Below are 20751 nucleotides of genomic sequence, written 5' to 3' on the forward strand. Positions count from 1 at the left end.
GGTTCCACGCAAGGAGCAGCATGATGACCCTCAACATGGAAAAACTGGAGCCCCTGCTCCACACGATGGTGCAGGAGCTGGGGGCGGCCGCAACCGCCGCGCTGGTTCTGATCGGCGACAAGCTCGGGCTCTATGCGGCGCTCGCCGAAGGCGGACCGTTCAGCCCCCAGGAGCTTGCCGACGAGACGGGCACGAACGAGCGCTATATCCGCGAATGGCTCGCCTGCCAGGCGGCGTCGGGCTACGTGGACTACGATGCAGAAACCGGCGATTTCTCCATGACACCAGAGCAGGCCGCCATCCTCGCCGATCCCGACAGCCCGGTGAACATGACCGGCGGGTTCTATTCCCTGGCGGCGGTCTTCGCCGACGAACCGAAGCTGGTAGAAGCCTTCAAATACGGAAGCGGTATCGGCTGGGGCGATCACAGCGAGTGCCTGTTCTGCGGCACCGAGCGCTTCTTCCGCCCCGGCTACAAGGCCCATCTGGTCAATGACTGGCTACCGGCGCTGGACGGCGTGGTGGATACGCTCAAAGCGGGCGGCAAGGTCGCCGATGTCGGTTGCGGCCACGGTGTCTCGACTGCCGTGATGGCGGAAGCCTTCCCGAAATCGGAGTTCACCGGCATCGATTTTCACGCCCCCTCGATCGAGCACGCCAAATCCCACGCGAACGGCCAGAGCAATCTGAGCTTCGAGGTCGGCCAGGCGCAGGATTTCGAAGGCAGCGGCTACGATCTAGTGACAGTGTTCGACGCGCTACATGACATGGGCGATCCCGTGGGCGTGGCCTCCCATATCCGCAAGACGCTGAAGCCCGGCGGAACGCTGATGATCGTGGAGCCTCTGGCCGGCGACACGCTGGCGGAGAACCTCAATCCCGTGGGCCGGATCTATTACGCCTTCTCGACGAATATCTGCGTGCCGGCTTCGCTGAACCAGGAGGTGGGGGCCGCGCTCGGCGCCCAGGCGGGCGAGAAGCGGCTGACCGAGGTGCTGACCGAAGCGGGCTTCGCAAGCGTACGCCGCGCGGCCGAGACGCCGTTCAACATGATCCTGGAAGCCCGCGCTTAGAAAGAACCAATGCGTCCAGGTGCTGTTTTCGAGCGCCTGCCGAACATGCGGGAATTCCGCCGGGCGCTGCGCTGATGGCTGCGCTTTTGCGCACGCCGCACCACGAGATTTCACCCAACTGTCACCGACGCGATACGGCCCTGTCATGGGCGGCGCCTACGAACGAATGATCTGAATTCGCAATCATCGAGGCAGCTCGATTACAGATCATGATGGTTCGTCTGGACGAGATAAGCGTTCAATATCCCAATGGCGTCAGAGCCTTGAGGAACTGCACGACCGGATTCGGCAAGGGCGAGTTCATCGTTCTGCTCGGCCAGTCGGGGGCCGGGAAATCTACCCTGCTTCGTTGTCTAAACGGGTTGGTGCGACCGACGAAGGGCCGTGTGCTGACGGCCGCCTTCGGCGACATCTCTAGCCCGCAGGCGCTGCAGGCCCATCGCCGGCGTACCGGCATGATCTTCCAAAACCACCACCTAATCGGCCGGCTGAGCGTGCTCAAGAACGTGCTCACGGGCCGGCTCGGCCATCACTCGTCATGGCGCACGCTTCTGCCCCTGCCCCGCGCCGATCAGCAGATCGCGCTCCGTGCCATCGACCGGGTGGGACTCCTCGAAAAGACCCTCACCCGGGTAGACGAGCTTTCCGGCGGTCAGCAGCAGCGGGTCGGCGTGGCCCGGGCGCTCTGCCAACAGCCCCATCTCATCCTAGCCGACGAGCCCGTCGCCAGCCTCGATCCGGCCACGGCCGCCAAGGTGCTCGAGAGCTTGCGGGATATCTGCGCCAAGGACGGCATCACCGCTGTGGTCAGCCTGCATCAGGTCGAGCTGGCGCGGCGCTTCGCCGACAGGATCGTCGGCATGTCGGAAGGCACCATCGTCGCCGACACGACCGCCGCCCAGCTCAACGAGAGAATGATCGACCAGATCTACGGGACCGGTCCGAAGACCGCCCCTGCGAAAGCAACGGAACGGCACGCCGATTCCGACGCGACTGAATCATCCGAACAACAGCCAGCCATGGAGGCAATGCTATGAGACTTGCGACGCTCGCATTCAGCGCCCTCGCCCTGCTCGGGCTTTCGATGCTCCCCGCCACCGCGCAGGAAGCCGATCCCGACACCCTGAAGGTCGCGCTGCTGCCCGACGAGAACGCGGCGACCATCATCAAGAACAACGAGCCGCTCAAAACCTATCTGGAAGACCGGCTCGACAAGAATATCGAGCTCGTGGTCACCACCGACTATTCCTCGATGATCGAAGCGATGCGGTTCGGCCGGCTGGATCTCGCCTATTTCGGCCCGCTCTCCTACACGCTGGCCAAATCCAAATCCGATATCGAGGCCTTCGCCGCGTTTGAGAAGGACGGCGAGACGACCTATCACTCCGTTCTGATCGGCAATAAGGAGGCCGGCGTCACCTCGATTGCGGACGTCGAAGGCAAGGACATGGCCTATGGCGACACGGCTTCGACCTCCAGCCATCTGATCCCCAAATCGATCCTCATGAAGGCCGGGCTCAAGGCGGACGAGAACTACAAGGAGCACTTCACCGGATCCCACGACGCGGTGGCCATGGCGGTGCAGAACGGTCATGCCCAGGCCGGCGGCCTCAGCCAGCCGATCTTCAAGAGCCTAGTCGATCGCGGTCTCGTCTCTAAGGACAAGGTCGTGGTGCTCGAGGTCTCCAAGCCCTTCCCGCAATATCCCTGGACCATGCGGTCGAACCTGGACCCGGAGCTGAAGGAGAAGATCAAGACGGCTTTCTACGAGCTCGACGAAGAGGCCGTCCTTACGCCCTTCAAGGCGGAGGGTTTCAAGCCGGTCGAGGACTCCGACTACGACGTGGTGCGCGAGCTCTCCCAGATCCTGGGCAACGTCCCGACCAACTAAAGGAATAAGGCGCCGGGGGCTCACGTCCCCGGCCCCATTGCCATGTCTCTTTCCAGCTTCGACGAAGACGACATTCTGGCGCGCCAGCGCCGGGACTGGATTGGTGCCGCGGGCCGCGGCGCCATCTTCGCGATCGTGGTGATCGCCAGCGCCTACTACACGGGCCTTCTGGACGCGGAGCGTCTTTCGGAAGGCCTGCCGGCGCTCTGGACGTTATTCACCGAGATGCTACCGCCGGATTTCTCAGCCTGGAGGGATTGGTGGAAGCCGCTTGCGGACACGTTCGCCATGAGCATCGCCGGCACGGCGCTGGCCGTTCTGTTCTCGCTGCCGCTCGGGTTTCTGGCGGCGCGGAACACCTCGCCCCACCCGATCGTCTACCGGCTGGTCCGCACGCTGCTTAACGGCCTGAGGTCCATTCCTGAGCTCATCATGGGCATCGTCTTCGTGGCCGCGGTGGGCTTCGGCGCCCTGCCCGGCGTGCTGGCGCTTGGCGTTCATTCCATCGGCATGGTGGGCAAGTTCTTCGCCGAGAGCATCGAGCATGTGGACCCTGCGCCAGTCGAGGCGGCGCGGGCGGCCGGCGCATCGCCCTTCCAGGTGGTGATGCACGCCATCCTTCCCCAGGTGATGCCCCAGATGTCCGACGTCTCGATCTACCGGTGGGAATACAATTTCCGCGCCTCCACCGTGCTCGGCATGGTCGGTGCCGGCGGTATCGGCTTCGAGCTCATGGCCTCCTTGCGGATCATGAACTACCAGGAGGTCGCCGCACTGCTGATCGTCGTGCTGGTCATGGTCAGCCTGGTCGACGGGCTCGGCGCTCTGCTGCGGCAGAGGCTGGCGTGATGGCGAAGATCGTCGTGACGAACCGCATCCACGCCGATGTGCGCGAGAGGCTCGAGGCGTATGGCGAGGTCGTCGTGAATGCCGAGCCGGAGCCCTGGCCTCAGGCCGAGCTGGAGCGGCTGGCCAGCGATGCGCACGCTCTCATGACCTTCATGCCGGACTCCATTGGGGCGGCCGAGCTTAGGGCCATGCCCGAACTCAAGCTCCTGGCCTGCGCGCTGAAGGGCTTCGACAATTTCGATATCGAGGCCTGCACCCTTCGCGGCGTCTGGGTGACCATCGTACCGGACCTGCTGACGGTCCCGACGGCGGAGCTGACCATCGGTCTGACGATCGGGCTGGCCCGCCATGTAATGACCGGCGACTCTCAGGTACGGTCCGGTTTCGAAGGTTGGCGGCCGACCCTCTACGGGACCGGGCTCGCCGGATCGCGAGTCGGCGTGCTCGGGATCGGCGCCATCGGAAAGGCGATTCTGCAGCGCCTGGCGGGCTTCGAGGTGGACGCGAGCTATTGGGACAAGGCACCGCTTTCGCCTGAAGACGAGCGGAAGCTCGGTGCCCGGTTCAGCGCGCTGGAGCCGCTGCTGCGGGAGAGCAACTTCGTCATCTGCGCCCTGCCCCTGACGCCCCAAACCCTTCACATCATGAATGAAACCGCCATCGCTCAGCTCAAGCCGGGCGCCTTCCTCATCAACCCGGCGCGCGGGAGCCTGGTCGACGAGAGCGCCGTTGCGGACGCGCTGGAGAACGGCCGGCTGGCCGGCTACGCCGCCGATGTCTTCGAGATGGAAGATTGGGCGCGGGAGGACCGGCCCCGGCAGATCGAGCCTCGCCTGCTGGCGATGGCCGACCGCACTTTGTTCACGCCCCATCTGGGCTCGGCCGTCTCTTCGGTGCGCCACGCCATCGAGATGGAGGCTGCCCGGAGCATCATCGATTTTCTGGAAGGCCGCAGCCCGCGCGGTGCGGTGAATTCCCCGGCGCAGAGGGTTGGAGAGGCCGAGACATGCTGAACCTCGTCCACGTCAACGCCTTCCTTGCCGTGCTTCAGACCGGCAGCTTTCACGCGGCCGCAAGACGGCTCGATGTCGGGCAACCGGCCGTGAGCCAATATGTGAAGCAGCTCGAGGTCTCGCTCGGGTTTCCCCTGATCGAGCGGCGGCGAAAGGGATGCGTGGCCACCCGCCACGGCGAGATCTTCGTCCACTACGCGCGCCGGCTCATCGCCACCGCCGAGTCGGCCAAAGCCCATGTGCAGGGGACGCGGCTCGCGCTTGGTGCCAGCGGCAATATCGGGGTCTATCTCCTGCCGCAGGCGCTGCAGAGCATTCGCCAGACCACAGCAGGGCTTGGCGATGTGTCGCTGACCATCGCGACCAATCCGGACATTGCCGAGCAGCTGACCGCGGGCGCTCTGGATCTCGCCGCCATGGAGTGGTGGGACGACCGGCCGGGCTTCACCGCAACGCCCTGGCGGCAAGAGAGGCTTGTGGTGATCGTGCCCCCTGACCATCCCTGGGCCACGTTGGAAGCTCTGGAGATCGGCCGGCTGAAAGGCGTTCCGCTGTTGGGCGGCGAGCGCGGGTCCGGCACGGGCACCCTCATCCGCAGCCGGTTGGGCCGGCTCGCCGACGACATCGTCATGGGCGACAATCTCGGCAGCACCGAAGCGGTCAAGCAGGCCGTGAAGGCCGGGCTCGGCATCTCGCTCGTCTTGGCGAGCGCTGTGACCGAGGACGTCGCCCGGGCCAGTCTGGTTGCGCTTCCGCTGGACGGGGTGGAGCTGGTCAAGGAGCTGAAGCTCGTGTTGCCGTCGCATCTGCCGCACTCCTCGCCGGCGGCGCGGCTTGCTGCGACCCTCGCAGCGATCCCTGCCGAAGCGCGAGCCTGACCCTCAACCGCCGAAGCTTTTCGGAAACAGCGCGGCCGCCCCATCCATATCGCCGGTATCGGCATAGGTGAGCGGAGTTGCGTCCGCATCCAGAATCTTGCCGCCAACCACCTCGCCGGTGACCAGGTTGTGGTCGCCCGCAGGCGCGATGTATTTCGCCTTGCATTCGAACCAGGCGAGCGCGTCGTTGCGCAAAGGAAGCCCGAACTCCCCCGCGCTCCAGTCCGGCGCGCCGAAATCTTCCGGGGCGCCGGGCTTGCCGTAGGCTTCCGCCAGATCGAGCTGGTCGGATTTCAGCACATTGACGCTGAAGGCCCCGCCCTTCTCCAGTAACGCGAAAGAGGAGTGCTCCGGATTGATGCTCAGCGCCAAAAGCATGGGATCGAAGGAGACCTGCATCACCCAGGCGGCGGTGAAGGCATTGCGCTCCTCCCCATCCGCCACGCCGATGAGATAGAGCCCTTGGGTCAGGCGCTTGAAGAGATCGGGGATCGAGTCGCTCATGGTTTCCTCCCTGGCGTGGTCTCTGGCTTGCTCTTCCGAATTGCGACGATCCAAAGGCACGGTGATCCGGCGCGATCTGCGCCCCGTAGGCCCTCCCATAGCGAAAACCAAAACTCGGAGGAATACGTATGACTTCCATCACCAAAGCACTTTCTCTCGCCCTTGGCATCGCCTTCATCACCGCATCCGGCTCTGCCGCTCTGGCTGACCATCACATGAAGGACGGCATGTCCAAGCGGCACATGAAGATGATGGAAAAGTGCCAGGCCATGCCTAAGGACGAGATGATGCAGAACAAGAAGTGCATGAAGCTGAAGCAGAAGATGGACAGCTCCATGGGCGGAGAAGAGGCTTCGCCCCATGCCGGCGATCCGAAGCAGGCAATGCCTGAGTAGTTCGGCCTCTAAAGTTGTGGTGGGGTGCAGCCAAGGGGGGTGCGCCCCACCGTTCTCTCACGCTCGCGCATCGCCACCGCTGACATCAGCAGCCGGACGCTAACCGGCGCATTTTCCGGCCGCTTCGTCCGGAACTTGGCGCAATTTTTAATTGAATTCGACGGCTTCACACGGGAAGATTGGGTCCTCACCTTCGAGTCACAAAACTCCCCGGATATTCATGAGCCGTCCTGCAAAAATCACCTTGTCCGTTCTCGGCTGCCTTGTGGTGGCCTTCCTCGCCGTCTTCATCGGCATCTATATGTATTGGGGCTGGTACGGCATCAACGTCGTGCTGCAGCGCGGCGGCAGCCAGTGGGTCACCGTCAGCAAGGACGACGAGCGCATCTCGCCGGCCATGCGACTGGCGCTTCAGGACAACCCGCCTAGCGGGACGGCTGGCGAGCTCGAATGGAAAGAGATCGCGCCGGGCTTCGAAGCCGGCACCCTGCCCGTGCTAGTGGACGGCGAGGAAGTCGACAGTTTCCTGCTGGCGCGGATCGATCCGGAGCGCTTCAAGCTCATCGTGCGCATTTCGCCGCCGGGCGATCACGAGGTCGGCGACTGGATGGACGAGCTCGGCGCCGTGATGGCCGTGAACGGCAGCTATTTCGCCATGGACGGCTGGCCGGACACGCCGCTCGTCGCGGACGGAAAACGCTACGGTCCGGAGGAGTATGACGCAGACCATGGCGCCTTCGTCGCCAAGGGCACGGAAGCGGGCATCGTCGATCTGAAGGACCGCGACTGGCGGGAGGTGCTGGAGGGCGCCGACGACGCCATGGTTTCCTATCCGCTCCTGGTCGACCGGAACGGGGAGAGCCGCTCCAAGGGCGACAATCGCTGGCTCGCCAACCGTAATTTCGTGGGCGAGGACAGCTCCGGCCGGATCATCATCGGCACCACGACGGATGCCTTCTTCTCACTGAACAGGCTGGCGACGTTCCTGGCCGACTCGCCGCTCGACCTTGCGATCGCGCTCAATCTCGATGGCGGGCCGGTGGCCTGTCAGGCCATGCAGCTAAACGGCTTTGAGCGGGATTTCTGCGGCGATTGGGAGATCGCGGTGGACGACGAGGAGATCAAGCTCCTCACCCCCATGATCGGCCAAAAGCGCTGGACCCTGCCCATCGTCTTCGCGGTCATGGAGCGGTGATATTGTCTGTCGCGCGGATTTTGATCGGCGCCGTCGTGCTGATCGTGGCAATCGCCGTCGTCGCGGGGATCTACCTTTTGACCTATAGACCTGACGCCAACCGCTATCCCGTCCGGGGTGTCGATGTCTCTCATCACCAGGGCGATATCGATTGGGGCAAGGTGGCGGCCGATAATGTCGCCTTCGCCTATATGAAGTCGACCGAAGGCGGCGACTGGCAAGATCGCAAGTTCCTTGAGAACTGGAAGGCGGCGAGAGAGGCGAGGCTCGCGACGGGCGCGTATCACTTCTTCACGCTGTGCCGGCCGGGGAAGGACCAGGCGGAGAACTTTCTCGCCACCCTGCCGAGGGACGGCTCGATGCTGCCGCCGGCGGTCGATCTGGAATATGTCGGCAACTGCAAGGAGCGCCCTACCCCGGAAGCGCTAAAGCGCGAGGTCGACGACTTCTTCGGAATGGTGGAGAAAGCGCTTGGCCGGGAGGCGATCATCTATGCGCCGGAGGACTTCCTCGCCGACTATCGCGAAGCGCTGCCGGACCGTCCGCTCTGGCGCCGCTCGGTCTTCCGCCCGCCTCACAGCGACGATTGGCTCCTATGGCAGTACACATTCACCGGCTTCGTCGACGGCATCGAGGGCGGTGTGGACCTGAACGTGCTGAGCGGAGATAAGGAGACGCTTTCCGATCTGCTTCGGTAGCCCGAGGCTCGGCCAAACCCCCTACCGCCGCTTCAGCTTACGGCGACGGCCTTTCACGTTTTTTGGGGCGCCGCCGAGCTTGATCTTGGTGCTGCCGGGCGCGAAGGACGAGAAGTCCGGCATGGAGGGCTGGGCCAGCGGGCCGCCCGGCGCCTTGCCCCCGGTCTTCAGGAATTCCGCCTGGCTGACCAGGCCCTCGAGCTGGTTCGGCCGGGCCTTGCGTGCTTCCGACCGATAGCGCTCATAGGCCATACGGCTCAGCGACTGCGCCTTGGCGAGATCCCGGTTCTTGTAGAACCCCTTGGCGATCAGCAGCAGCGTGTAGACCGGCGCGCTGAATAGGTAGGACGTCCCGAGATCCATCATCTCGGGGGTCGTGTGCTCCCAGACTTTGAGATTTTCCTGCAGCCTGTCCGACAGCTTCATCTCCTCCCGAGCCACGCGCCAGTATTCGGAATCCTGCCGGTTGTTCAGGTGATAATGAGCCTGCACGAAGTCCCGCACCTCCTCATAGACCTGGGAAACCTGGCGGTTATAGGCCGCGGCGAGCTCGGGCTCGAAGTCCTGGGTGGGCAGGTAGTGGTGAAGCCAGCGCGCGCCCAGATCTGTCATGAAGATGGCCGTCGCCTCCAGGGGCTCGATGAAGCCGCAGGAGAGGCCCAACGCGACGCAGTTCTTCACCCACGCGTTGCGGACCCGGCCGGTGCGCATGGGGATGATGCGGGGCTCGTAGCCCTTGGCCTGGTCGCCGTAGAATTCCAGCAGCTCGTCGACGGCCTCGTCATCGGAGAGGAACTTGCTGGAATAGATGTAGCCGGTGCCCACGCGGGTGGTGAGTGGGATGTTGAAGTTCCAGCCCGCCTTGAAGCCGGTGGCCCGCGTCGTGGGCGCCATGATCCGCTCGTCCTCATGGGGAATCTGGACCACGGCGGCGCGGTCGTTCAGCAGGTGATCTGAATAGGATTCATAGGGCTCGCCGAGCGCCTGCTGGAGGATCGAGCCGCGAAAGCCCGTGCAGTCGACCACGAGGTCGACAGGGTGCTCGCCATGCTCGCGCAAGCTCAAGGATTTGACGAACCCCCGCTCGTCGAGATTGACCTCGTCGACATCGTCCAGGATGTGGTTCACGCCCCGGTCGGTGGCGACGTCTTTGAGGAAGCCCGCCAGCTTCGTCGCGTCGAAGTGATAGGTGTAGCCGAGCTCGCCGCTGAAATCGGGCTCGCCCGGGCGGCGCGGCGCCAGGTTGCGGCGAACGATCTCCACGGCGGGCGAGAAGAGGCGCACGTAGTCCAGGCCCGCCTCGGGGCCGGCATGGGCCGGATCGTAGGTCACGAAATAATCCGCCAGCTTCCGGCCGTCGATCTGGCCCGGCGCATTCAGGACATTGAGGAACTCGGTGGGCCGGCCCTTGTCGTCGTGGTTCCAGTTGATGAAATGGGCGGCAACCTTGAAGGTGGCGTCGGTGAGCTTGAGAAATTCGGATTCGGAAACGCCGAGCTGATTGAGCAGCACGACCATGCCCGGCAGGCTCGCCTCGCCCACGCCGACGATGGGGATGTTGGGTGACTCGATCAGGGTGATCTTCGGGCCGCGCCTTCCCTCCTTCGCCGTGCAGTAGCGGTTGAGAAAGGTTGCCGTCAGCCAGCCTGCGGTGCCGCCGCCGACGATGGTAATGCTACGGAGTGGTTCGCCCATTTCGCCCCCAGTTCATTCGGGCCCTGAGGCTAGACACAGGCTCAAGGCGTGCCAAGGGCAAATGGCGTCGCGCGCGCAAGGCTATGGCCTACTCGGCGTCTTTGAGGAAGCGCTTGTAGATCCAGCCCCCTTGTCCACCGTCCGGATCGGAGACCCTCAGCCAGCCAAACTTGTCCTCGGTGACCTTGAGCCGCTTGCCTTGGGGCATGACGGAGACGGTCTGAGCGTCGGAGTCCGGCTCGGCGCGCATGTTCACCGCGGTGGTCACTTCCATCCACTTGCCGTCGGCGGCGTCTGCCACGCCGTCCTCGGAAGGCGGGCCGAGGGATGCGGCGGGCTGGGGCTGCTCGCTTGGGGCGGCTGCGTCCTGTTCCACCGATGCGGTCTCAGCGGGGTCTGAGGCCGGCTCCATCTGCTGGGTGAAAGTGGGGTCCGGCTGCGTGCTCTGCTCGGCGTCCGCGCTCACGGTCTGAGCGGCCGCGCCGCCTTGGATCACCAGGGTGGTATTCGCATCGGCGATGACGCCGCCTTGAGCATCCACAAGAGCGATCCGCAGATCGTGGCTGCCGGAGGTGCCCGGCGGCACGGTGATGGCGAGATCACGGATCTCGTCGGTCCGGACAGTCCATTCGCCATTGCCGTAGGGACGTCCGGCGGAAAGTTGAGCGCCTTCAGGCAGGCCGACGATCGCGACGGCGCTGCGCGCCGGCACGGCGTTTTCCGGATCGATGGAGATGGGAAGCGGGATGGCCGTGGCCGGCTCCATCTCGATCATGGAGGAGGTGCTGAGTTCGGGAGTCACGGCAGCGGTCTGTTGCGCCGGCGGCGTCGCGGCTTCCGCGGGCGGGGCCGACATGCTCTCCAGATCCGCTTGGGCCTCTTCTGCAAACCGTCCTTCTATGGTCTTGCCGGGAAGTATCGGGCCTTCGGAGCTGAACAGGCTCGCCACGCCGACGACGAGAAGGCTGAACAGCACCATGCCACCGGCGCCGACACCGGCGACCAGGATGGGATTGCGGTCCCATAGGCTGAGAAGGCCGGATTGCTTCGGCTTGGCCGCGCGGTTCGGCTGACCCGGGACAGGGCCCGCGGCGCGGGGCCGCTCAGACAAATGGCGGGGCGGTTCGGGCGCGATATGGCGGGCAATGGCATCGGGGGTCAGATCTTCTCCCGATCCGCGAGGTGCGTCCATATCCGGCCTCTGCTGTCCTTGTTGGTCTTGCTGGCCTGGGTTCGCCCAATCGTCGCCGGGCCCGCCCCGGGGCGGCGCTCCATAATTCGGCCTGTCGTGACGCATGTTACTCATTGAGGTGACTCCCTCATACACTCTGCGGCGCGCTGGCCGTTATGGCTCGAGGTTCGATGCCGCCACGCCGGATACGGCGATCCGCAAGCGGCGGGCCATACCTTGAAGCGCCTGGCGCGGTCTCGCGGGTGAACGGTCTCTATGGCGATCGCTGGGCGCAGGCGGCATCGTGAGACGGCGTGCCGGCTACAGGCATGCCGATCGGACTCGAGCTTGAGGGCAAGACGCATCGCGTCCCTCCGAAGTCCCCCAACTCTCTACCCCTGCGGAAACTGCACCGGGAGTTTCTCGTGCGTGAGCACGCCCCCGGTTGCTCTTTTTGAGGTTCTTATTTTCCTCAATTTCAATGGAAGCGCAGCGGGGCGAAAACGGCAAGGGCGATTGCGCGGTGACACGAAATGACCTTGTTCCAGCCACAAAGGGCAATAGGCCCCAAAAGCGCCGCCTTCTCTCAAAAAGACCAGACGGAACGGGTGCCGATCACGAGGGAGTCCTCAAGGCGTTGTGGGTTCCGGGGATGGCTATAGGTATAGCCCCCGCGGGGGCGCCAGAGATATTGCAGGCTCGTTTGCAAGGTCCAAGCGTCGCGGAGCGACAATGTGTAGGTGAGTTCGGCCAGAGATTCATACGAACGCCCGGCCTCCGCGCCGCTAACGACTTCGGAAGCCACGGCGCGTTCGGATATCTCCGTATACTCGAAGCCGAAAGCGACAGCATCGTCCGGCCGCGCCGGTATTAGTCCTGCGAAGATCACACCCGCCTCACCATAAAAATCGATGAAGTTATGGTCCTCAGGCGCTCCCATAACTCGGCTGAACAGCGTAATGCCCTGATCGCCTTCCGCGCCCTTCGGCTTCCACACGGTCTGCTGCAGGAGGGCGTATAGGCCGTAATCGCCGTCGAGCGGCGCGCCGGAACGGCCCGTGATCGTAATCAGATTTCCTCCGGCATCGAAGCGCACGTCTGAGACATCGCCAGAATGATGCCAGCTTCCGAGTTTGAAGGCACCGGGCAAGCCGTCGCCAAGCTCGTAGCGCATCGTCATCTCGCCCATGACAAGCGGCGGATCGCCGAGAGGGAATTCCACCCCATGCAGATTGCAGAGTTGGGGATCCTGGCCGATGCAATCCTCGGCGACCCTGCCGTTGAAAGCGGCGATCTTGAAGTCGAAATGCTCGCTCGGCCGGACGGCCAGACGCACGCCAGGAGCCGCCATGGGATAGGCCGGGCCGCCCTCGGGCGTGTCGAATGCCGTGATGGTTGGCCACCCCCAAGTTGCGTTCAGGAGGTAATCCGACGCGCTCGTGGTCATGAACTCAGTGTCCGCCGCCAACTGGCCGAAGCGGACGGAGGCGCGGCCGCTGAACAGACTCTGCTCCAGCCAGATTTCCGACAGGCGCGTTGCCGGATCGGCCTCGATGCTACTGGCAGCCGCAAGCCCGCCGGTTCCTTCGGCGGTGATGCTTTGCCCATGGATTTGGAAGGCGTTGGCGTGAAAGCAGAGGCCCTTCCAGCCCGCAAGACGTTCGAGATCGGCATCGACGGCAAGATCGAGTAATCCGTCATAGGTGACGGCTTCTTCGAGACCGCCGGCGAGATTGGCGAAGACCTCGCCCGCGTAGCTCGCGCTCACGGCAATGCCGCGCTCCGCCCACGCGGTTCGCCACTCCTGCAGACGCGGCGCGTATGGGCTGGCCGTCACCTCGTCCAGACAGGCGGATCCCCGTGCCTCTCCGGTGCCGGCCAGGACGGCGCAGACCGCGGCGGCCATAGCCATGCGCCAACCCGGCCGACCGAGTGTTTTCCGTGTTTTACGGATCCCCGCCCCCGCTCTTTCGCCCCTGTCGGCAGACGCGCCTCGAAGGCCGCCCAACCGAAAAACCCCAATCATCAGCAAAGCATCCCTCCTGCTTGCTGACCGGAATAGCCCAAACTCTCCCTAGATGCAAATGATTTGCATGTGCGATAAATTCCGTACCATCTCGTTCTCCCGACGACCGTTGCACAGCTGTCGTGAAATGAGACTAAGGGCCGATCCGAAGCCGGCAAAGGTAATGCTGTCGGCGCAGGAGGGCATCGCGGCAGGAACCTCCTAGGGATTGCATGGTTTTTTCGATGATGCTCCGGTCGCGGAGCGCAGAAGGAGGCGGCATTTGGCCTACACGTTCAAGCTCGGAAAATCGGTTGAGAAGAACACACGGCGCGTGGCGAAGAGCCAGATCGAGAAGGCCATTGCCGAGATCGACGACGGCGATCTGAACTTCAACGATACGGTCCATCAGGTCCGCAAGCGCTGCAAGAAGCTGCGCGGGCTGATCCGCATGGTTCGCCCCTGCTTCGACGATTACAAGCGTGAGAATATCGTCTTCCGCGATGCGTCCCGCGAGCTTTCCTATGTCCGCGACACCGAGGCGACGCTGGAGACCCATGACGATCTGATGGAGTTCTATGGCAGCGAGGTCGATGGGTTCGCCTACGCCGCGATCCGCGGCAAGCTCTTGGAGCGGAAAGAGCAGGCCATCGATGAGTTGCCGCTGGAAGAGAAGCTCGCCCGTTTCCGCGAGACCATGTGCGATGCAAAGGCCCGCGCAAACGACTGGAAAATCGACGGGCGCGGTTTCGAGGCCATCGCAGGCGGCATCGAGAAGACCTACAAGCGGGGCCGCAAGGCCATGGCCGAGACGATGGATGACCCGACACCCGAGGCGCTGCATCAATGGCGCAAGCGCGTTAAGTATCACTGGTATCACACGCGGCTGCTCGGCGACATCTGGCCGGAGATGATGGTGCCGTATGGCGCGGCCGCCAAGCGACTCTCCGATCTTCTCGGCGCCCATCACGACCTCGCCGTGCTCCAGGATATCGCGCCGGATCTGTTCGACGGCAACCGGGATGCCATGAAAACCTATCTCGGCCTCGCCCAGGGGCGGCAGGCTCTTCTGGAGTCGCAGACCTTTCACTTAGGCCAGCGGCTCTTCGCGGAGAAACCTTCAGCGCTCACGAAACGTTGGGGCGCCTATTGGGAGGCGTGGCAGGCCGGAGACGAGTCCCGTCACCTGCTCCAGGCGGCTTAGACCTAAGAAGCCTGCTATTCTCTTTCTTCTCCAATCCCGACCCAAAGGATGTGGCCAGTGATTGAAGTCGGGGCGTTCGCGCTAGCCGCTCTCGTGATCGCCGTTGCCGGTGTCTACATGACCCGGGTCGCCGACACGCTGGCCGACCGGACGAAGCTGGGTGAGGCTGTCGTCGGCGGGATTCTGCTGGGCGCCGCGACTTCTCTTTCCGGAGTCGTGACATCGGTTTCCGCGGCCATCGACGGTCTGGCTCCCCTTGCCGTGTCGAACGCGGTTGGCGGCATCTGCGTCCAGACCGTCTTCCTCGTGGTCGCCGACCTCACCTATCGGCGCGCCAATCTGGAGCACGCGGCGGCGGACGAAAAGAACATGCTTCAGGCGGCGCTGCTGGTTCTGCTGCTGGGTATTGCGCTTGCAGGCTACGTGACGCCCCAGCTGACCGCCTGGGCCCTGCACCCCGCTTCCTTCTTATTGATCGGCGCCTATATCTTCGGCGTCCGCACCAATGTCGCCCTGCAGGCGCGGCCGAGCTGGAAGCCGAAGCAGACCTCGGAGACACAGCCGGACGAGCCGGAAGAAGACGCCATGCAGGAGGCGCTGATTCCGCTTGCGTTGAAGTTCGCCGGGCTTGCCGCGGTCCTCGCCGGGGCCGGTTACGTGGTCGCCAAGACGGGCGCGGCCATCTCGGAAGATTTCGGCATCTCGCAGACCGTGGTCGGGGCTCTGCTGACGGCGACCGCCACCTCCCTGCCGGAGCTGGTGACCACGATTACCGCGGTCCGCCGCGGTGCGCTGCAGTTGGCGGTGGGCGGCATTGTCGGCGGCAACACCTTCGACGTCCTCTTCCTGACCATCTCGGATGTGGCCTATCGTGACGGCTCCATCTACGCCGCCATGGGCTCCCGCGATGCGCTGCTGCTGGTGGCAGGCATCGTGATGACGGCGATCCTTCTGATGGGGCTGATCTTGCGTGACCGAAAAGGCATCGGCTTCGAAGGCGTCTCGATCCTCGCGGTCTATGCCGCGGTGATCGCCTTGCAGATCTATCTGGGCTGACGCCTTAGCCGCGAGCGCCTCGCGAACTTAGGGAATTGATCGCGCACCGGCTTTTCCGTACGGCTTGTGCATGGCTTCCGCCGCACCGTCCGTCGTCGAACGTTTCGCCCCCTCTCCCACGGGAGAGCTGCATCTGGGCCATGCGTTTTCGGCCCTGACCGCCTGGGAGGCGGCTCAAGCGGCAGGCGGCACGTTCCTGTTGCGCATGGACGACCTCGACACCGGGCGCTGCAAGCCTGAGTTCGCCCAAGGGATCGAAGACGATCTGCGTTTCCTCGGCTTCTTCTGGCCCGAACCGGTGCTCTATCAGTCGACCCGGGCGGCGGAACATGGCGCCGTGATCGACGACCTCATCGCGAAGGGGCTGGTCTACCCTTGCGTCTGCACGCGCGCCGAAATTCAAGCGGCAGCCGGCGCACCCCAGGAAGGCGCACCCGACGGGCCACCCTACCCCGGCACCTGCCGCGGACAATCGGGTCTTCCTTCAGACCAGCCTCATGCGCTGCGGCTCGATATGGGAAAGGCCATCGACTTCCTCGGCGGGAATGAGGCAGTCCGCTCTCTGACATTCGAAGAGATCGGCGTGGGTCCGAACGGCGAGCGCGGTACGATCCCTCTGGATCCGGATGCGCTGATCGAACAGGTCGGCGATGTGGTGCTGAGACGCAAGGACGGCGCCATCGCCTATCACCTGGCGGTGGTGCTGGACGATGGGTTTCAGGGCATTACCCATGTCACACGGGGACAGGATCTCTTCCCGTCAACGCCGATCCACCGCCTGCTTCAGGCGCTCACGGGCACACCGACGCCGATCTACCGCCACCATCGCCTGATCCGGGACGAGAATGGTCGGCGTCTGGCGAAGCGCCACCGCGATCTGTCTCTTTCGGTGCTGCGGGCGGGCGGCGCCACGCCTGCCGATATCCGCGCCTCAGCGGGGCTGTAGAGAACCGGCTACTCGGCCGATTGGCCGCCGCCGTTCCACTGGACCTGAAGCTTCTCCCGCCAAGCGAAGCGCTCCAGGTGTCCGCCGACCACATTCTGCATCTTGGTCATGGACGGCTGGTCAGGCGAGTCGCAGCTGATGGCGAGCTCCCGCTCGTTGGCTTCCATCTCGCAGAGCCCGAACGGAAACTCCACCCGCGCGGTGGTCATGTCGAAGGTCGCCGGCGCCTTGTGGGCGAAATGCTTGCAGAGCTGCTGGAGATATTTGCTGGCCGCCGGAGTCTGCACGACGGCTTGGGATTTGATCATGGCTGGCTGGTCTCGGTCTGGAGTTGGCTGACTTTAGATCAATGAACTGGTCTCTGGGTCAGGGACGGGATCGGGGCTTCTCGACGGGTAAGGCGTCGGGCAGCACCTTCATGATGAAGACGGGCAGAACCGTGCCGTGGTTCTCCTCCGGGAAGATCCGAAGCTCGGTCTTAAGGGCGGGCAGGCGCTTCTGCAGCACGCCCACCACGGTTTCGGCATTGGCGATCATGCCGTCCCCGGCCGCCTCTTCGCTCTCGGCACTCTCGCTTTGCGCGCTCGCCCCTTTTTCCTTCTTCATCTTGCCGAAACCGGACTTCTCCAGGCCGCCGACACCGACCACAAGACGCTTATCTCCTGCATCTTCCGGCGGATCGGAGACGAAGCTCTCCAGCTCGCCCATGATCTGGCCTTCGTTGAACCAGACCGACGGGCTGGCCGCGAGATAGGTGTCGAAGAGGCCCGGCCGCGTGAAGAGCGTGTGGAGTGTGAAGAGGCCGCCGAAGGAATGACCGAACAGAATCTCCTTCGATGCATCGACTTCGAAATCCCGCTCGATGGCCGGCTTAAGATCGTTCTCTATGAAGTCTAGGGTCTCGTCAGCTCCGCCCATAGGCGGCCAGGGCTTGCCGTTGGGCCGCTCCGGCAGGTCGTAGGATTCGGCCGGCAAGGTGAAGTCGTGGATCCAGCGCTTCACGTCGTAGGCCTTCCCGGTGGGAAAGCCGATGCCGACGATTATCGCGGCTTCGAGGTTCGGATGGAGCGGGTTTTCCGCCCCGGTCCGCATGAGATTGACGAAGGTGAGGAAGTTGGCGTTCGCGCCGATGGCGTAGACCACCGGATAGCCGCCCTCCGGCGCCTGAACCTGCGGCTTGCGGATGAAGATCCGGAAAGTTTCGCCGGAACCGCTCGCCGTCATGTCCCGCTGCTGGGTGCCCTCCAGGGTGACCGGCGGATAGGTCTCCGCCGCGGCAAGGCTCCGCAGGGGAAGAGCGGCGACGCACAGGATCAGCGCGACTGTCAGGTACCGCATGGGCGACCTCTTCCCTTCTCCAGTGTCCCTCAAATCCTGCGCTCCTCAAAGGCGGACGGCGGAGGCCACAGCCCCCGCCGCCCGCTTTCTGTCTCTACCCGGCAACGACTAGAAGTCCATGGATGCGCGCAGCCAATAGCTTCTCGGAGCGCCGTAGAAATTGAAAAGCATCGGCGACCCCAGGCGGGCGTAGTACTTCTCGTCGAACAGGTTGTTGACCGAGAAGGTCAGGTCGAGGTCGTTCTTGAAGGTGTAGCCGACCGACGTGTCGACAACGACATAGCCATCCTGCTCCAACCGGTATGGTCCGCCCGTCGGTCCGGGCATGGTGCCCTCGGTGAAGAACGAGGACAGGTACCGGCCACCGGCGCCGACGTGGAAGTCCTGGAGCGTACCCTTCTGGAACCTGTACTCACCCCAGAGCTGGACGATATGCTTCGGCGTCCAGGTGCTGAACGTCGCGCCGTCCTGGCCGACCGCGCCCTGAATATATTGGGTGTGGGTATAGGTGTATCCGGCATAGAGATTCAGCCCGTCCATGGGAGAGCCCGAGATCTCGGTTTCGACGCCCTGGACTTCGACCTCGCCAACCGCGAGAGACGAGCCGGGGTTGAACGGGTCTGCAACCGCCCGGTTTTCATCTCGAATGTCGAAATGGGCGATCGAAGCGTTCAGCCGGTCATCGAAGAACGACGATTTCAAGCCGATCTCGTACTGATCTCCCACCCGGGGCTTCAGAGGCTGGTCTGCTGCCGTGAGTTCCGTCTGCGGCTGGAAGATCGACGTGTAGCTCGCATAGGCGGAGACGTTGTCGTTGAGATCGAAGATCACGCCGGCGTAAGGCGTGGTCTCGCCCTCGTAATCGAGATCGATGGTGTTGCCGAGACCCGACGGCAGAGCCGCGTTGGCGGTCGAGCTTTGATACCAGTCCACGCGGCCGCCGAGGATCACCATCAGAGGCTCGATCGGCTTGAGGCGAAGCTGGCCGTAGAGACCGGTCTGCTCCATGCTCTGATCCGTCCGGTCCTGCCAGTTGATCGGGGCCCGGACGACGTTTGAGACGTCCGGGTCAAAAACATTCACGATTCCGGCTGGCTGATTGATGAACTGGAGCTGGGAGCTCTTATACTTCCGGTAGTCGGACCCGAGCAGCACGTTCTGCTCCAACCCGATGGCCTGGAAGGGCAGGCTCACATGGGCGTCGGCCGAGAAGGTTTCCTCGTTGAAGTTCCGAGCCAGCTGACGTGTGTTCACATCGCCAGTGATCGGATCCACCGGGGTGACCGAATAGGCGTAGTCGAAGAAGACATCCGTATCGACCCAGCGCGCGCCGGCTTGGAAATATCCGCCGCCGGCGAAGTCATGATGCACATCGAGGTGATAATCGTTCGTCGCATTATCGAACGTGTTCCAGGCTCCGCCGATGAAGGTCGAACGATCGACATTCAAGAGCGTGCCGTCGGCATAGGCGGGTAAGCCGTTGAACGGCTGGATATCCCGATCCTGACGCCGGTAGGAGAATGACAGGGTGGTCCGATTTGTGATGTCGGCTTCTATGATGCCGTACCCGACGAACGCCTCGTTCCCGTTGTTGTCGACCCACGTGTCATGATCCGTATAGGCGCCGACCGCCCGCGCCCGGACCTTCCCGCTGGTGCCAATGGGCGTGGAGACATCGACTTCCCCACGGTAGTAGTCCCACGAACCGACCAGAGCGCTGGCGCTCATTGCGGGCACGTCGAAGGGGCGCTTACGTACCAAGTTGAGGATGCCGGCCGGCTCGCCGCTGCCAGAGAACATGCCCGCCGGCCCCTTGAGAACCTCGATACGGTCATAGGGGGCAAGGTCGGGAACGGTGCCGTAGACGCTGGCGAGCGGCGCAGGCAGACCATCGACATAGGCGTCCTGAAACTCGTAGCCACGAGAAAAGATGGAGGACCGGCCCTGGTCGTTGTTCAGCACCACCATGCCAGTGGTGTTGCGCATGGCGTCGTCGAGCGTGGTGAGGTTCTGGTCCTCCATGCGCTCTTGGGTGACGATGCTGAGGGACTGCGGAATATCTTTCACCGGCTGGGGATCGCGTCCCCCGTTCGTCGCGACCCCGACCGTATAGGTGTCACGCGTGGTGATCGGATAACCGGGAATACCGTAGATGTCCTCGGAATCGATGATCTCGGCGTCGACCTCCTGGGGCGTCTCCACAGGAGCCGGCACCGCCGCAGGCGCCAGCGTGGGGCGCAGCGAGGGCCGAACCGGCGCGGGCCGCGGCTCAGCGCCTTCGACGACGATGGGGTCCAGGATCTGATTGGTGGAGGTCGCGTCGGACTCAACTTCCTGAACCGGCGCGGTCTCGGCCTCCCCGGCAGTTTCGGCACTCTCGCCGGGCTGTTGCCCCTCAGCATCTTGCGCACCAGTCTCTTGCGCCATCGCGCTCACCGGCAGAGCGGCGAGTGCTGTCGACATCATTAGAAGCGCAAAAAGCGATGTGCAGCGCTTACGCGCAGCGCGCCCCCTTACAAAACTCATTTTTGAATATCCCCCTGCGGTCCCAAAATTAATTGCGACGTTTAAAGTCGACTTTTAACCTAGGGTATCGGGAGACAGGCGCTCAATGTGCCGACCTTTCCCAAACGGGCAGAAATCTTTGTGCCAAATCCAAGTTGAACAGTTGAGAGAGGCTCTGTGGCCGATCAGCCACAGCGGTTTGATCGACTCACTGCTTTCATCATTGCCGCCAGGAGGCGGCGGCCATTAAGGCCTTGTGCGACAATAGGAAAGGCTTTTTCGCTCGAAAAATGACTTTCATAGTCATAATTTGAGGCCATTGGGCCAACCGATGC

At 63.6% G+C, this 20751-nt stretch carries 19 protein-coding genes; 12 read left to right on the forward strand and 7 right to left on the reverse strand.

The window, feature by feature from the left end; translation table 11 throughout:
* Positions 1 to 23: 23 nt before the first annotated feature.
* The 6 genes from ACFQ2F_RS12590 to ACFQ2F_RS12615 all read left to right on the forward strand — a co-directional run bounded on the left by ACFQ2F_RS12590 (position 24) and on the right by ACFQ2F_RS12615 (position 5704).
* Positions 24 to 1073 (forward strand): class I SAM-dependent methyltransferase, encoded by a 1050-nt coding sequence (locus ACFQ2F_RS12590; protein ID WP_379090716.1) that lies wholly within the window; start codon positions 24 to 26, stop codon positions 1071 to 1073.
* Positions 1074 to 1282: 209 nt separating this feature from the next.
* Positions 1283 to 2110, forward strand: coding sequence for a phosphonate ABC transporter ATP-binding protein (gene phnC / locus ACFQ2F_RS12595; RefSeq protein WP_449288919.1), 828 nt, complete (start codon positions 1283 to 1285; stop codon positions 2108 to 2110).
* Positions 2107 to 2964 carry a phosphate/phosphite/phosphonate ABC transporter substrate-binding protein gene (gene phnD, locus ACFQ2F_RS12600; protein WP_379090378.1) on the forward strand — a complete coding sequence of 286 codons (858 nt, stop codon included), beginning with the start codon at positions 2107 to 2109 and terminating at the stop codon, positions 2962 to 2964. Before phnC ends, phnD begins: the two co-directional genes overlap by 4 nt.
* A 42-nt stretch (positions 2965 to 3006) precedes the next feature.
* On the forward strand, positions 3007 to 3813 hold the full coding sequence (phnE, locus tag ACFQ2F_RS12605) for a phosphonate ABC transporter, permease protein PhnE (RefSeq protein ID WP_379090380.1): 807 nt from the start codon (positions 3007 to 3009) through the stop codon (positions 3811 to 3813).
* The gene (locus ACFQ2F_RS12610; protein ID WP_449288920.1) at positions 3813 to 4826 is read left to right on the forward strand and encodes a phosphonate dehydrogenase; all 1014 of its coding nucleotides are present in this window, start codon (positions 3813 to 3815) and stop codon (positions 4824 to 4826) included. Before phnE ends, ACFQ2F_RS12610 begins: the two co-directional genes overlap by 1 nt.
* On the forward strand, positions 4820 to 5704 hold the full coding sequence (locus ACFQ2F_RS12615; RefSeq protein ID WP_379090384.1) for a LysR family transcriptional regulator: 885 nt from the start codon (positions 4820 to 4822) through the stop codon (positions 5702 to 5704). Before ACFQ2F_RS12610 ends, ACFQ2F_RS12615 begins: the two co-directional genes overlap by 7 nt.
* A 3-nt stretch (positions 5705 to 5707) precedes the next feature.
* On the opposite strand, the gene ACFQ2F_RS12620 is transcribed toward ACFQ2F_RS12615, so the two are convergent.
* Positions 5708 to 6208, reverse strand: a complete 501-nt coding sequence (locus ACFQ2F_RS12620; RefSeq protein WP_379090386.1) for a flavin reductase family protein — start codon at positions 6206 to 6208, stop codon at positions 5708 to 5710.
* A 128-nt stretch (positions 6209 to 6336) separates the two neighbouring features.
* Between ACFQ2F_RS12620 and ACFQ2F_RS12625 the strand changes: the two genes are divergently transcribed.
* The 3 genes from ACFQ2F_RS12625 to ACFQ2F_RS12635 all read left to right on the forward strand — a co-directional run bounded on the left by ACFQ2F_RS12625 (position 6337) and on the right by ACFQ2F_RS12635 (position 8496).
* Positions 6337 to 6603, forward strand: a complete 267-nt coding sequence (locus ACFQ2F_RS12625; RefSeq protein WP_379090388.1) for a hypothetical protein — start codon at positions 6337 to 6339, stop codon at positions 6601 to 6603.
* A gap of 220 nt (positions 6604 to 6823) precedes the next feature.
* A complete protein-coding gene (locus ACFQ2F_RS12630; protein WP_379090390.1) occupies positions 6824 to 7798 on the forward strand; it encodes a phosphodiester glycosidase family protein in 975 nt (324 codons plus the stop codon).
* Positions 7795 to 8496: a glycoside hydrolase family 25 protein gene (locus tag ACFQ2F_RS12635; RefSeq protein WP_379090392.1), complete on the forward strand. Its 702-nt coding sequence runs from the start codon at positions 7795 to 7797 to the stop codon at positions 8494 to 8496. Before ACFQ2F_RS12630 ends, ACFQ2F_RS12635 begins: the two co-directional genes overlap by 4 nt.
* Before the next feature lie 21 nt (positions 8497 to 8517).
* Here the strand turns inward: ACFQ2F_RS12635 and ACFQ2F_RS12640 are convergent, their stop codons facing one another.
* The 3 genes from ACFQ2F_RS12640 to ACFQ2F_RS12650 form a co-directional block, all read right to left on the reverse strand.
* Positions 8518 to 10191, reverse strand: a complete 1674-nt coding sequence (locus ACFQ2F_RS12640; protein WP_379090394.1) for a tryptophan halogenase family protein — start codon at positions 10189 to 10191, stop codon at positions 8518 to 8520.
* 88 nt (positions 10192 to 10279) lie between these two features.
* Positions 10280 to 11383, reverse strand: a complete 1104-nt coding sequence (locus ACFQ2F_RS12645; RefSeq protein ID WP_379090396.1) for an SH3 domain-containing protein — start codon at positions 11381 to 11383, stop codon at positions 10280 to 10282.
* A gap of 565 nt (positions 11384 to 11948) precedes the next feature.
* Positions 11949 to 13274: a carbohydrate porin gene (locus tag ACFQ2F_RS12650; protein WP_379090398.1), complete on the reverse strand. Its 1326-nt coding sequence runs from the start codon at positions 13272 to 13274 to the stop codon at positions 11949 to 11951.
* A gap of 376 nt (positions 13275 to 13650) precedes the next feature.
* Here ACFQ2F_RS12650 and ACFQ2F_RS12655 point away from each other — a divergent pair, with 376 nt between their 5' ends.
* The 3 genes from ACFQ2F_RS12655 (at position 13651) to gluQRS (ending at position 16573) form a co-directional block, all read left to right on the forward strand.
* Positions 13651 to 14571: a CHAD domain-containing protein gene (locus ACFQ2F_RS12655; protein WP_379090400.1), complete on the forward strand. Its 921-nt coding sequence runs from the start codon at positions 13651 to 13653 to the stop codon at positions 14569 to 14571.
* A 48-nt stretch (positions 14572 to 14619) separates the two neighbouring features.
* Positions 14620 to 15627, forward strand: a complete 1008-nt coding sequence (locus tag ACFQ2F_RS12660; RefSeq protein WP_379090402.1) for a sodium:calcium antiporter — start codon at positions 14620 to 14622, stop codon at positions 15625 to 15627.
* Positions 15628 to 15697: 70 nt separating this feature from the next.
* Positions 15698 to 16573 (forward strand): tRNA glutamyl-Q(34) synthetase GluQRS, encoded by an 876-nt coding sequence (gene gluQRS, locus ACFQ2F_RS12665; RefSeq protein WP_379090404.1) that lies wholly within the window; start codon positions 15698 to 15700, stop codon positions 16571 to 16573.
* An 8-nt stretch (positions 16574 to 16581) separates the two neighbouring features.
* Here gluQRS and ACFQ2F_RS12670 read toward each other — a convergent pair whose 3' ends face one another.
* The 3 genes from ACFQ2F_RS12670 to ACFQ2F_RS12680 all read right to left on the reverse strand — a co-directional run bounded on the left by ACFQ2F_RS12670 (position 16582) and on the right by ACFQ2F_RS12680 (position 20377).
* Positions 16582 to 16881, reverse strand: a complete 300-nt coding sequence (locus ACFQ2F_RS12670; protein ID WP_379090406.1) for a DUF2218 domain-containing protein — start codon at positions 16879 to 16881, stop codon at positions 16582 to 16584.
* Between the two features lie 58 nt (positions 16882 to 16939).
* A complete protein-coding gene (locus tag ACFQ2F_RS12675; RefSeq protein WP_379090408.1) occupies positions 16940 to 17911 on the reverse strand; it encodes an alpha/beta hydrolase in 972 nt (323 codons plus the stop codon).
* Positions 17912 to 18019: 108 nt separating this feature from the next.
* Positions 18020 to 20377 carry a TonB-dependent siderophore receptor gene (locus ACFQ2F_RS12680; RefSeq protein ID WP_379090410.1) on the reverse strand — a complete coding sequence of 786 codons (2358 nt, stop codon included), beginning with the start codon at positions 20375 to 20377 and terminating at the stop codon, positions 18020 to 18022.
* Between the last annotated feature and the right edge of the window lie 374 nt (positions 20378 to 20751).

This window comes from Methyloligella solikamskensis (genome assembly GCF_042676065.1).
GTDB lineage: Bacteria > Pseudomonadota > Alphaproteobacteria > Rhizobiales > Methyloligellaceae > Methyloligella > Methyloligella solikamskensis.